Genomic DNA, 12,296 nt, shown 5'->3' with positions numbered 1-12,296 from the left:
CCCGATATGTGGCAGATGACACTCGGTGGGGCGTCAGTTCCCGCAACCGGATGGATGGCTGGAATTACTCGTTCCGCGATCGTTCCGGCCGGGCAGGGGCATCCGCGATCCGGGAATCTCTCGGCGCCGCCGAACGTCTGTCTGTTCGAGGGGGCGCGTCGGAACGGACGTGGGAGGCGGCCGTGGTGGGCAGACGTGGCAAGTAGGCAGGACGAGCAGGCATGACGGACCGCGCGGTGGGGAGTGAGCGGACCATGAGCAGTGACGAGGGCGTCGGCGTGCGTGCGGGCCTGGGGGCCGGCGGGGCCGGGCGGGGACTGTGGGTCGAAGAGCCGGCCCGGCGGCGCCGGATGCCGGATTCGGTACGGACCTCCGCGGTGCGGGCGGTGTTGATCGTGGCCGTGACCCTGACGCAGGCGACGATCACGTTCTTCCTGACCTTGACGGGGTCCTGGCTGGCCCTTCCGATGGGACTCGGGGCGATCGCGGGGACGATCGTGGCCACCTGGGGCGTGCTGGACGTGTGGATCACCCGACAGACCTGGAACCAGCGGTACGGGGTCCTGTCGGAGCCGAGCAGCACGGCACGCAGCCGCCGCCGGGAGGCCCGACGTGCCTCCCGGGCGGCCCGGGAGGCACGGAAGGCCGCCGTGGGCCGAATACCCCGCGAGGACGGCCCCCTGGCGGCTCCTGGCCGCTATTCCACGCGCTGACGCCCCCACGCCCGCATCGCCGCGCGTCGGGAAGCGTCGAGCGTCAGGAAACGCCGCTGCGCCGGAACATGCGGGTCGCCGTGATCTCGCCGTGGATGGTCTCCGCCTCGGCGGACTGCTGCGGCAGGCCCGGGCGCAGGTGCTCCTCGACGCTGATGTACTTCAGGCCGGCCCGCAGGTCCGCGTCGTTGCGCAGGCGGATCACCAGCGGGAACTCGGCGAGGGCCGTGGTGTCGAACAGGCCGGTCGTGTAGAGCAGCTGGACGCCCAGCGCGTCGGAAACGGCCCGCTGGAGCTCCAGCAGGTACGTGGCGTTGGCGCGGCCGATCGGGTTGTCCAGGAACAGCGTTCCCGCGTGCCGGTGCTTGTCGCGGCCGCGGTCGTTGCTGCGCAGCGCCGCCATCGTGCAGTACAGCGCGATCGCGGCGGTCAGCAGCTGCCCGCCGGAGAACACGTCGCCCATCTGCCCCACCGGCACCCGCTCGGCGCGCAGCACCGCGTCCGGCTTGAGGATCTCCACGGAGATGCCCTTGGGCTCCAGGGCCGCCTGGACACCCCTCAGCAGCAAGGACATGCCGTCACGCCGGCCCTCGCCGAAGGAGGCGCTGCTGTTCTTCTTCACGGCCGAGCGGGTCGCCTCGTCGATGACCTCGCCGAGCCGCTCGGTGAGCGTGGCCTGGTCCGGCTCATCGAAGCGGATCCGCAGGAACTCCTGGCCCGACCATTCACCGAGGCCCTCCGGGAGCTGGGAGAGCCGCTGCGCGGAGCGGAGCGTGGCCAGGGCCGATTCGACGAGGCCGCGCAGGCGGTCGACGATGCTGTCGCGGTTGCGCTCCAGCTGGGCCAGTTCGTCGGTGAGGACGCGCAGCCGGGGCGCGAAGGCCGCGGCCCAGGCCGCCGCGTGCTCGGGCAGGGCGGAGGCGGGCAGTTCGCGGATCTGCTGGCGCGCCGGGGTGCGTACCTGCTCGTAGCGGGTGGCGTTGGCGTGCCGGACCAGGATGTCGCTCGCCTCGCGCACCGCGGACTCGGCGGCCGAGAGCTCGCCCGCGCAGCCGCGCAGGGAGCGGCGGGCCTCGGCGGCGGACTGGCGGGCCTCCTCCAGGGTGCCCGCGTGGGGCACCGGCTCCTGCTCGTCGTCCTGGTGGGTGTGGTCGCGCAGCAGGTCCCGGAGCATGGCTGCGGTCTCGTCGAAGCCGCCGGCGCCGTCCTCGGCGGTGCGGTGTGCGCGCAGCAGGTCCGCGTGGGCGGCCCGAGCGCTCTCCACCGCCGCGGTGTGGGCGGCGAGCTGGGCGGTGGCCGTGCGCAGCAGGGCCTGAGCCTGCTCGACGTCCTCGGGGACGAGTTCCTCGGGAAGTTCGGTGTGCGCCTCCCCCTCGGTGGGAGCGTGCCGTTCCGCCTCGCCGCGCAGCCGGCCGAGCTGCTCGCTGGCGGTGGACGCGCGGGTCTCCAGCATCTGGACGAGGGACTCGGCGCGGGCGGCCGCGGCCTGCCGGGAGGGGCCGTCGGCGCCGTCGGTGCCTTCGAGGAGCTGGGCGGCCCGGGTACGGACCTTGTTGGTGAGGCGGTCGAGCTCGGCCAGGGCGGCGCTCTCGTCGCTCTCGGCGCGGGCCTGTTCGGCGCGCAGGTCGGCGCCGACGCCGACCTTCTCGTACAGCTGGGAGGCCGCGCGGTAGGCCTCGCGCAGGTCGGGCAGCGGCGCCCGGGGGCCGTCGCCCTCTCCGTCGGGAAGCTGGTCGGGGGCGCCGGCGATCTCGGCGCGTTCGGCGCGCAGGGCGCGGGCGGTGCGGCGGGCGTCGTCGGCGGCGCGCTGGGCGGCGCGGCGGTCCTCGTCAGCGGCGCGGGCCCGGTCCAGGCAGACCTCGGCGCGGGCCTCGGACTCGGCGGCGTCGTCGGCGAGTTCGCGGAGCTTGGCCTGCCAGCCGGCGCGCTCGCGCAGCCGGAACGCGAGCCCGGCGAGGGCGTCGGCGACGCGGCGGGCGCGCTGGGCGGTGTCCTGGCGCTCCTCGCGGACGCGGGCCGCGTCCGCGGCGGCCTCGTCGGCCTCGGCGCGGACGGTACGGGCCTCCGCGAGCTCGGCGTCGGTCTCCTCGGCGAACATCCGGGCGGCGGCGGCCGCCTCCGCGAGCTCGGTGAGGCGACCGGGCGGGCAGCCGGTGCGCCAGGAGCCGAGGCGGGCGGCGAGCTCGCGGTCACCGCCGAGGCGGGCGGCGAGGTCGCGGATCTCGGTGTCGCGGACGGCGGTGCGGGCGCGCAGGGCCTGGCGCTCCTCGTCGGCGGCGTGCTCGTCGTGCATGGCCGGGTTCGGCGGTACGAGGAACACCCCGGAGTCGACCGCGTCGCCGGCCGGCGGCAGCGGGGCCAGCAGGGCGGCGGCGGTGCCGACGGCGACGGTGGAGCGGGGCAGCAGGGCGGCGCCGGAGAGCACCTCGCGGGCCCGGCCGTGGGTGTCGGGGTCGGTGATGACGACGCCGTCGACGAGCTCGGGGCGGGCGGCGAGGACGGCGGCGTGGTCGGCGGGGTCCACGGACTGGGCGAGGTAGCGCCAGCCGGGGAGGGCGGGAATGCCGTGCTCGCCGAGGTACTCGACGGTGGCCAGGACGTCCGGGCCGGGCGGCAGCAGGCCGCCGTCGCCGAGGGCGCCGAGGATGCGGGCGTCGTCGGCTGCCGTGGTGCGCAGCTCGAAGAGCTGGCGCTCGGCGGCTGCGACCGCGTCGGTGAGCAGTTGGCGGAGGTCGTCGGCGTTCCGGTCGAGGTCGGCGACCGTGAGCCCGCCGGCTCCGGCTGCGTCGGGGCGGCCGGCGGGTCCCGCTGGGGCCGCCGGCCCGGGTCCGCCGGAGCCGTGCGCGGCGTGCGCGGTTCCCGCCGACGCGGCCTGCGCGCCGGATCCCGCGAAGGCGCCGGCGGCGCCGCTCTGCGTGCGCGGGTGGGGAAGGAAGGAGGCGGGCACCGACGGGAGGCCCAGCAGCTCCGCCAGGCGCGGGGCGGTGGCGAGGGAGGCCGCGGCCCGGTGCTCCGCGTCGTGGGCGGCCTCGGCCGCGTCGGCGGCGTCCGCCGCACGGGCGGCGGTGAGCTCGGCACGGGATTCCGTGGCGGCGGCCTCGCGGGCGGCCTCGGCGGCGGCGCGGGCGGCCTCCCGGGACTCGTCCCAGGCGGCCACCGCGGTCTTCTCGGCATCGGTGGCGGCGAGGGCGGCACGGGCCGGGTCGGCGTCGGGGGCGGTGTCGTCGAGCCAGCCGGCACGGACGGCCTCGGCGGTCTCCTGCTGGACCTCGGCCAGCCGCGAGCGCAGGTGCTCGGCCTCGCTGCGGGCCCGCTGGGCGGCCGTGGCGGCGGCGGTTGCGTCGCGGTGGGCGGCTTCGCCGGTGGCCTGGAGGGCGGCGGAGCGCTCCTCCTCCTCGTTGGCGAGCAGCTCGCCGTGCTCGGAGGCGGTGTGCAGGGCCCGGACGAGCTCGCCGGCCGCCGTGGCGCGGGCGGCCAGCGCCGGGGCGGCGTCCCGCTCGGCCTCCAGGATCGCGGCGGCGACGCGGGCGGAGCGGTCGGCGGCGGCCCGGTGGCGCAGCACGTTCTCGGCGGCCTGCCACGCGGCGTGCAGCGTCCGGGCTTCGAGGAGTTCGCGGCGCTGGGCCGCGGCGGCCTTGTCGGCGACGGTCAGGGCCAGCGAGGCGTGCCGGTAGGCGAGTTCGGCGGAGACGGCGGCGCTGCGGGTGCGCGCGGACTCGGCGGCGGTCACCTGGTGGGCGGCGCCGGTGACCCGCTGGGCCAGGTCGGCGGCCCGGCCGCGCTCCTGGGCGGCGCGGGCGGACAGCCGCCGGGCGAGGGTGCGCGTACGGCGTTCCGCGCCCGCATGCACGTCGCGCAGCCGGGAGCGGGCTCCGGCGGCCTCGACGATGCGGGTGAGCAGGTCCACCGAGCCTGCGGTGAAGTCCCGTTCGGCCATGAGCTCGGCGCGGCGGCCGAGCTTGTTGCCGAAGCCGTGGACGAGGTCGGCGAGGCCCTCCGTGTCGCGGGTGTCGGTGACGGCGCGCAGCAGGAGGTCGGTGAAGTCGGAGTCCTTCTTGACCGCGAAGAGGCCGGCCGCCTCGCCCTCGTCCGCGTTCATTTCGCGCTGGTAGCGGAAGAGTTCGGGGTCCAGGCCGAGCTCGGTGAGGTGCTCGTTCCAGCGGTCGTGGATTTCCTCGAAGTACACCTCGAGGTGCGGGTACGCCTTGCCCGCCTCGGTGAGGGAGTCGCGGAAGCCCTTCATCGTGCGGCGGCGGCCCTGGGCCCCGGAGGCGCCTTCGACGGTCGGGCGCACGGAGGTGGCTTCGGCGACGGGCAGGCTGTCGAGGCTCAGGCCGGGGCCGGGGCGGAAGGAGTACCAGGCCTCGGCGAACTTGCGCGGGTCGTTGGAGACCTGGCGGCCGCGCCATTCGCTGACCTTGCCGACGACCACGCACTCGCCGGTCTGGGTGTGCTGCCACTCCAGGGCGACGTGACCGCAGTCGTCGGCGAGCAGGAACTTGCGCAGGACGCCGGAGCTGGCGCCGCCGAGGGTGTTGCGGTGGCCGGGGAGCATCACCGAGAAGATCAGCTTGAGGAGGACGGACTTGCCGCCGCCGTTCTCCAGGAAGAGCACACCGGCGGGCGCGGGCCGGCGCGGCGGGCCGGTGGGCTCGTCCTCGAAGAACTCCGCCTGGGTCGGCGCCGGGTGGGGCACCGGTTCGCCGACTCCGCGCAGGTCGAGCACGGTGTCGGCGTAGCGCGCACCGGCGGGCCCGATGGAGTAGAGGCGGATCCGGGACAGCTCGTACATGGCGGCGGACTCTCGTGGTGTCTTGGTGAGGCGGGACGTACGGGGATCGGGGCGCGGGCCGCGGGGGGCCCGGGGCTCATGCGTGGAACGGGAGCCCGGCGTCGGCGGCGAGTTCCAGGTCGTCGCCCTCGGGCGGCGGCAGCAGGGTGGCGGAGCCGTCGCTGACGCAGACCACGCCGAGTTCCAGGAGCTCGGCCATCGCCGCGCTGCCCGCCATGTCACGGACCTGGAGCTGGTAGCGGGGGGTCGTGCGGTAGGTGCCTCCGGCCTCGTCCCCGGTGCGCTGGAGGAAACCGGAGTCAGTGAGGAAGGCGGCCGCCTTGCCGACGATGCCGGTGGTGGATCCCGCGAGGCGGCGGGCGTCCTTGGTGGCGCCGGTCGCGCTGCGGCGGGCGTAGACGCGCCAGGCGGCCTCCAGGCCGGGGGCGTCGGAGGCCGGGTCGGTGTTCTCGCCGAGCTCCTCGGCGCGCTCCTCCAGGCGGCGACAGGTCTGCCGGACGAAGGCGTCGACGCCGTTGACGGTGATGCGGCCGATGTAGCCGTCGTCGGCGAGGTCTTCGGGGCGCGGGAAGGCCAGGGCGGCCACGGCGAGGTGCGCGAGGCCGTGCAGGAAGCGGTCGGCGGAGTCGGCGGCGGTGCGGCGGGCGTAGTCGCCCATCCGGACGGCGAAGACGGAGTCCTCGCCGGCGGCCACGGCCATGCCGGCGCGCGGGGACACCTCCAGGACCACGAGGCCGAGGCCGGTGGCGACGGCGTCGGCGAGCCGGCCGAAGGCGGGGTCCTCCCGGTAGCGGCGGAGCAGCTCCGCGTACTCGGCGTCCCGGGCGGGGAGCAGCTTGGGCTGCAGCCCGAAGGCGACGAGCCGGGCCGCGTCGGCGGCGTCCGCCGGGGTCACGGACCCTCCGGTGGCGGGCGCGACGGGAGCCGACGGCGCGTCGGGCTCGCTCCACGCGGGGTGCTCGGCGTGGTGGTCGCTCACGGGCGGGTCTCCTCGGCGGTGCGGGTCGTACGGGTGATACGGACGGTATGGGTGGTACCGCGTGGCGGTGCGGCGGCGGTCGGCCGATCCAGCCCCGCCGGCGTTTGAGCGGGGGGCACCTCCCAGCGGTAGCTGGGGGAGGGTCCGAGCAGAGCCCGGTGCCCGGCGGAGCCGGGTTTCCTGGGGCGCCGCCCCGGACCCCGCGCCTCAAACGCCGGCGAGGCTGGATGTGGCCCGGCCGGGGCGAGGGCGCGGCGGGTCACGAGGCCTCCGCGCGGTCGGCGGCCATGCCGGCGGCGTCCAGCAGGGCGGTGCCGACGATGAGGTCGGCGCCGCCGAACTCGTGGTCGTCGAGCTGCGTGCCGTCGTCCACCGCGAAGAGGAGCCGCTCCTCCCCCTGCCGGTAGGCCGTGCCGACGGCCGGGCTCGCCGCGTGGACGGCCAGCAGGGCCACCAGGTACGGCAGTTCCGGATCGCTGCGGCGGGCCTCCGCGAGGAGCCCGGACAGCCGCCGCGGGGCGTCGTGCGGCAGGTCGAGGAGCTCCATCGCGGCGGCGAGCTGCTCCTCGCTGAAGCGGCTGTCGTCCGGGGTGGCGATGAGGTCCGGCTCGGGCATCTCCGCGCCGAGGTGCTCGCGCTCGACGGGCGGGGTCAGCAGGATCTCGACGAGGTCGGCCACCCGCACCGAAACGGGCGTGCGCAGCCCGGCGCCGGAGGCGAAGAAGGCGGTGGTCACCCGGCTCGCCTGCTCCAGGGGGAGCGGCAGCAGCGGGGCGACGAGCTGGCCGTACAGGTCGATGCCGGAGCGGGGTGCCGGGGCGGCGAAGGCCTGGCGGTCCTGTTCGGCGCGGAACAGCGGGCCGGCGTCCAGCAGCCGGGACTGGAGCTGGGTGTGCCGGCGGATGCAGTCCTTGACGATGTCGACGAGCTCGGCCGCGCGCCGCTTGTTCTCCGGCTCCTCCGCCTCGTCGCGCGCCTTGCGGATGTTGGTCAGGATCGCGTTCTCGTGGCGGTAGCGGTCGGCGACGTGGTCCAGCGCCTCGGCGATCATGTCGGGCACGGCCCGCAGCCAGTCCACCGCCCGGACGTTGCGGCGCGTGGCGTCCAGCGTGCGGCGCAGGGTCTCGGCGTACTGGACCGTGCGGTAGCGGGCCTGCTCGGCGGCGAGCTGGGCGTCCGCCAGCCGGCCGCGGCTGATCAGCACCTCCAGCTTGACCTCGGCGGCGATCTGGGCGCTGGTGACGTCCGTGTCGAGGGCGCCGACGAGGACGTTGACGGCCTCGTCGGTGGTGCGCAGGTAGACCACGCCGCCGTAGCCGGGGACCTCTTCGATCAGCTTGAAGTCGTAGTCCCGGCGCACGTAGACGCCGTCAGGGCCGAAGGTGCCGTAGATCGCGCGGAAGCCGCGGTCCACGCTGCCGACGTTGATCAGGTTCTCCAGCACCCAGCGGGCCACCCGCTCGTGCTCGGCCGCCGGGCGGGCGGGGGCCTGGGCCGCGACGCGCGGCAGCAGCCTGGCCACTATCTGTTCGTGGTCGGCGCCCGTGTCGAAGTCCATGTTGAGCGTGACCAGGTCGATCGCGGCCAGGGCGACCTCCGCCATCGCGTAGACCCCGTACTCGCCGGCCAGATTGGCTTTGCGGACGTCGAGGTCGTGCAGCGGGGCGGTGCAGGCGAGGGCGCGCAGCCGCCGGGCCAGGCCCTCGTCGGCGGCCGGGCCCGGCGCCGGGGACGGAAGGGTCTTCGCCGGGGCAGGGAGAGTCACGGACAAAGACTAGGTCCTGTTGCTGACAACATCCCAAACGGCATGGTTCGGCCGGATCGTCCCGGCATCCGCCACGGCCGCCTGCTCTACGCTCGGCGCATGGCTTCCATGATCGCATCCGCTCGCGTGATCGACCTCAACGCCGACCTCGGCGAGGGCTTCGGGCGCTGGACGCTCACCGACGACGAGGCCCTGCTCTCCGTCGTCACGAGCGCCAATGTGGCCTGCGGCTTCCACGCCGGTGACCCGTCCATCATGCGCCGGGTCTGCGAACGGGCCGCGGAGCGGGGGGTGCGGATCGGCGCGCAGGTGTCCTACCGCGATCTGGCCGGCTTCGGGCGGCGCTCCATGGACGTGCCGCCGGGCGAGCTCGCCGACGAGGTGGCCTACCAGATCGGGGCGCTGGAGGTGTTCGCGCGGGCGGCCGGCTCCCGGGTGTCGTACATGAAGCCGCACGGCGCGCTCTACAACCGCACCGTGCACGACGCGGGCCAGGCCGCCGCCGTCGTCGCGGGCGTCCGGCTGGCGGCCGGGTCCGGTGCCACCGGGGGCCTGCCGGTGCTGGGGCTGCCCGGGTCGCTGCTGCTCGCCGCCGCCGAGGAGGCCGGCCTGACCCCCGTACCGGAAGCCTTCGCCGACCGCGCCTACACGCCGGCCGGGACGCTGGTCCCGCGCGGCGAGCCGGACGCCGTGCTGCACGACCCGGACGCGGTCGTGGCGCGGGCCGTCCGGATGGCGGCCGAGGGGGCGGTGACGGCGGCCGACGGGTCGCCGGTCCCGGTGGCCGCGCGCTCGCTGTGCCTGCACGGGGACACCCCCGGGGCGGCCGGGCTCGCCCTCCGGGTCCGGGAGGCGCTGGGCGCGGCCGGGGTCCGGGTGGAGGCCTTCGCGTGAGGCCCCTCGTGGTGGGGGGCGGGGCGCTGCTGATCGAACTGGACTCGGCGGACGAGGTCGCAGCCCTCCACGCCGAGCTGCTGCGCCGCCGGGACGCGGGCGGGCTGGGTCCCGTACGGGACCTCGTGCCGGCCGCGCGGACCGTACTGCTGGACGGCGTGAGGGATCCGGCGGCGCTCGGTGCCGAGATCGCACGGTGGGAGGTGCCGCCGCTCGCGCCGACGCAGGGGCCGCAGGTCACCGTCCCGGTGCGGTACGACGGCCCGGACCTGGTGGAGGTGGCCCGGCTGTGGGGGGTCGCCCCGCGGGAGGTCCCGGGGATCGTCGGCAGGGCCGTCTTCCGGGTGGCCTTCTGCGGTTTCGCGCCGGGCTTCGGCTACCTGACGGGGCTGCCGGAGCGGTTCCGCGTCCCCCGCCGCGGGACGCCCCGTACGGCCGTCCCGGCGGGCTCGCTGGCGCTGGCCGGGGAGTACGCGGGCGTGTACCCGCGCTCCTCCCCCGGCGGCTGGCAGCTGATCGGCTCCACGGACGCGGTGCTCTGGGATCCGCAGCGGGAACCGGCGGCGCTCCTCGCGCCCGGGGTGCGGGTGCGGTTCATCGAGGAGGACGGCCGTGGCTGAGGGGCTGCTGGTGGTGCGGCCGGGGGCGCTGACGACGGTCCAGGACCGGGGCCGCCCGGGCTACGCGCACCTGGGGGTCCCGCGCTCGGGAGCCCTCGACACGGCGGCGTACGCGCTGGCCAACCGGCTCGTCGGGAACGCGCCGGGCGCGGCGGCGCTGGAGACGACCCTGGACGGGGTCGGGCTGCGGGCCCTGGCTGCGACCACCGTGGCGGTCACGGGCGCGCCCTGTCCGGTACGGGTCTGCGGTCGCCCGGTGGCCTGGGGGGCGCCGGTCCGGCTCCCGGCCGGGGCGGAGCTGGAGGTGGGCCGCGCGGAGTCGGGAGTGCGCGGCTACGTCGCGGTGCGGGGAGGCCTGGTCGGCCCGCCGGTCCTGGGCAGCCGCTCCACGGACCTGCTGTCCGGGCTGGGGCCGCCGGTCCTGTCGGCCGGGACGCTGCTGCCGGTGGGCCCGCCGGGCCCGGATCCGTCCCCCGGGGCGGATGCCTGCGGCCTGCCCGGGCCGCCTGCGGTGCTGCTGCTCCCGCTGCGGCTGGGGCCGCGGGCGGACTGGTTCACCGGGGCTTCCCTCGCCGGGCTGTGGCGCTCGGAGTTCCGCGTATCGGCGGCGTCCAACCGCATCGGCGTGCGCACGGAGGCGGGCACCCCGCTGGCCCGCGCCCGGACGGGCGAGCTGCCCAGCGAGGGCATGGTGCTGGGCGCGGTCCAGGTGCCGCCGGACGGGATGCCGGTGGTGTTCCTGGCCGATCACCCGGTGACGGGCGGCTACCCGGTGGTGGGCGTGGTCCCGCCGGGCCCGGCCCTGGACGCGGCGGCGCAGGCCCGGCCGGGGATCCCAGTCAGGTTCGTGAGGTCCCGGTGAAACGTTTTCGGGGGCTGCGGCCAAGTACGGAGTGAGGGGACCGACCGGGTCCCCGCGCAGGGGAGGAACCGGGTGCGCAGCCCACGACACGAGACCGGGCCGCCGGATCTCAGCACGCCCGAAGGGTTCGGGGCGTTCTACGAGGAGCACATCGACGCCGTGCTCGGGTTCGTCACCCGCCGGGTCGCCGACCCGCACCTGGCGGCGGATCTGACGGCGGACATCTTCCTCGCGGCGATGGGATCGGCCTCCGGCTACCGGCCCCACAGGGGAGCACCGATCGCCTGGCTGTTCGGCATAGCCCGCAACGTCCTGTCGGGCCACGCCCGCGGGCTCGCCCGCGAGAGCGGCGCCCTGGCGCGGCTGAGCGGCCGCCGCCTCCTGGAGGACGAGGACGTAGCGGCCCTGGAGGAACGGATCGACGCCCAGCGGGCCTTCAGGGCCCTGGCGGAGCGTCACTCCGCCCTTTCCGAGCCGTTGCGCGCGGCCCTCGACCTCGTGGTCATCGACGAACTCACCCCGGCCGAGGCCGCCCAGGCCCTCGGCGTCACCCAGGCGACCGTCCGCGTCCGCCTCCACCGGGCCCGCCGCGCGCTGCGCGGGACCGGGACCGCCGTCACCGAAACGCAGTTGGAGGCAGCCCGATGAGCACCAGGCCCGGCGGGTTCGAGGACCGGCTCAAGGCGGCGCTGCTGGCCCGTCTCCCGCAGGAGGCTCCGGCCCCGGCTCCCGCCCGCTCCCTGACCCGCCGCTACGGCATCCCGCTCGCGGTGGGCATCGCGACGGCCGTCGTCCTCGCCGTGATGGCCCTGCCCGGCAGTACCCGCAACGGCTCGCTGCCGTCGGTCGGTCCCACCGGCTCGCCGAGCCCTTCGACCACGGACGCGCCCGAGATCAAGAAGGACCCGGACGGCTCGCTCCGGTTCAAGATGCCCGAGCAGCAGCAGGTCCCGGCCCTGGCCGACCGGCTCAAGGAACTGGGGGTCGAGGTCGCGCTGGTCCCGAAGCGGCCGCTGTCCCAGTGCACCTCCGAGCTCATACGCGGGGGCTTCGACCCGATGGGCGACCCCGAGGCCGTGGTCCTGCAGCAGGGCGATGACGGGTGGTTCTTCAAGGTCAACGCGAAGACGGTCCCGCCGGGCTACAAGCTCGCGTTCTCGTCGGCGGAGCACTACCCGCTGGGCGATCGGAGGACCGACTTCAACGTGGTGGAGCCGGCCAGGATCCCGTCCTGCACGCTCGACTACTCGGAGGGCCTGGAGGAAGCACTGAAAGCGCGCTCCGAGCCCCCGAAGGACCCCGGCAGGACCATCGAGATCCCCGCGCCCGGGCTCGCCGATCTGCCGGAGGTGGTCCGGAGCCTGCAGGAACAGGGGGTCAGCGTCGCGGTGACCCAGTTGAAGCCCCGGTCGGAGTGCACGCACCTGGGCCGCGGGTACCGCCACGCCGGTAGGCAGGCCGACCCCGAGACCGAACTGACCCGGGGGCGGGAGGAGGGCACGTTGAGGATCAACTCCAAGACGGTGCCTCCGGGGTACACCCTCGTCCTCAAGAAGCCGGTGAGCGGGTCCGACCCCGGCGCCACGGTCGGTTACGGCGTGCAGAAGACGTCCGAGGTCACCGCCTGCGAGATCGACCCCCTCTTGCTGGGCGGGTGACACCCTCTTCGCG

General features: G+C 75.9%; 9 protein-coding genes. 6 read left to right on the top strand and 3 right to left on the bottom strand.

The annotated features are described in order from the left end of the window. The first annotated feature begins 254 nt into the window (after nt 1–254). Nucleotides 255–713 carry a hypothetical protein gene (locus tag OG207_RS34925; RefSeq protein ID WP_329104223.1) on the top strand — a complete coding sequence of 153 codons (459 nt, stop codon included), beginning with the start codon at nt 255–257 and terminating at the stop codon, nt 711–713. Between the two features lie 43 nt (nt 714–756). Here the strand turns inward: OG207_RS34925 and OG207_RS34920 are convergent, their stop codons facing one another. The 3 genes from OG207_RS34920 to OG207_RS34910 all read right to left on the bottom strand — a co-directional run bounded on the left by OG207_RS34920 (nt 757) and on the right by OG207_RS34910 (nt 8,249). Continuing rightward, nucleotides 757–5,505, bottom strand: coding sequence for a hypothetical protein (locus OG207_RS34920; protein ID WP_329104221.1), 4,749 nt, complete (start codon nt 5,503–5,505; stop codon nt 757–759). A gap of 76 nt (nt 5,506–5,581) precedes the next feature. Beyond that, nucleotides 5,582–6,484 carry a hypothetical protein gene (locus OG207_RS34915; protein ID WP_329104220.1) on the bottom strand — a complete coding sequence of 301 codons (903 nt, stop codon included), beginning with the start codon at nt 6,482–6,484 and terminating at the stop codon, nt 5,582–5,584. Nucleotides 6,485–6,743: 259 nt separating this feature from the next. After that, nucleotides 6,744–8,249: a hypothetical protein gene (locus tag OG207_RS34910; RefSeq protein WP_329104219.1), complete on the bottom strand. Its 1,506-nt coding sequence runs from the start codon at nt 8,247–8,249 to the stop codon at nt 6,744–6,746. A gap of 126 nt (nt 8,250–8,375) precedes the next feature. On the opposite strand from OG207_RS34910, the gene OG207_RS34905 reads away from it, so the two are divergent. The 5 genes from OG207_RS34905 (at nt 8,376) to OG207_RS34885 (ending at nt 12,283) form a co-directional block, all read left to right on the top strand. Continuing rightward, a complete protein-coding gene (locus OG207_RS34905; protein WP_329108115.1) occupies nt 8,376–9,143 on the top strand; it encodes a LamB/YcsF family protein in 768 nt (255 codons plus the stop codon). Then, the gene (locus tag OG207_RS34900) at nt 9,140–9,763 is read left to right on the top strand and encodes a 5-oxoprolinase subunit B family protein (RefSeq protein WP_329104218.1); all 624 of its coding nucleotides are present in this window, start codon (nt 9,140–9,142) and stop codon (nt 9,761–9,763) included. The genes OG207_RS34905 and OG207_RS34900 overlap by 4 nt, the downstream gene beginning before the upstream one ends. Further along, nucleotides 9,756–10,625, top strand: a complete 870-nt coding sequence (locus tag OG207_RS34895) for a biotin-dependent carboxyltransferase family protein (protein ID WP_329104216.1) — start codon at nt 9,756–9,758, stop codon at nt 10,623–10,625. Before OG207_RS34900 ends, OG207_RS34895 begins: the two co-directional genes overlap by 8 nt. Before the next feature lie 72 nt (nt 10,626–10,697). Further along, entirely contained in the window at nt 10,698–11,273 is a 576-nt protein-coding gene (locus OG207_RS34890) for an RNA polymerase sigma factor (protein WP_329104214.1), read from the top strand. Continuing rightward, a complete protein-coding gene (locus OG207_RS34885) occupies nt 11,270–12,283 on the top strand; it encodes a hypothetical protein (protein WP_329104212.1) in 1,014 nt (337 codons plus the stop codon). Before OG207_RS34890 ends, OG207_RS34885 begins: the two co-directional genes overlap by 4 nt. Nucleotides 12,284–12,296: the final 13 nt, after the last annotated feature.

Source organism: Streptomyces sp. NBC_01439, assembly GCF_036227605.1.
GTDB lineage: Bacteria > Actinomycetota > Actinomycetes > Streptomycetales > Streptomycetaceae > Streptomyces.
This window is presented reverse-complemented; position numbering and strand designations above follow the sequence as displayed.

What these genes read in the sequence shown, in the direction of transcription:
- OG207_RS34925 (WP_329104223.1), top strand. Translation starts at nt 255, where the DNA reads ATGAGCAGTGACGAGGGCGTCGGCGTGCGTGCGGGCCTGGGGGCCGGC.
- OG207_RS34920 (WP_329104221.1), bottom strand. Translation starts at nt 5,505, where the DNA reads ATGTACGAGCTGTCCCGGATCCGCCTCTACTCCATCGGGCCCGCCGGT.
- OG207_RS34885 (WP_329104212.1), top strand. Translation starts at nt 11,270, where the DNA reads ATGAGCACCAGGCCCGGCGGGTTCGAGGACCGGCTCAAGGCGGCGCTG.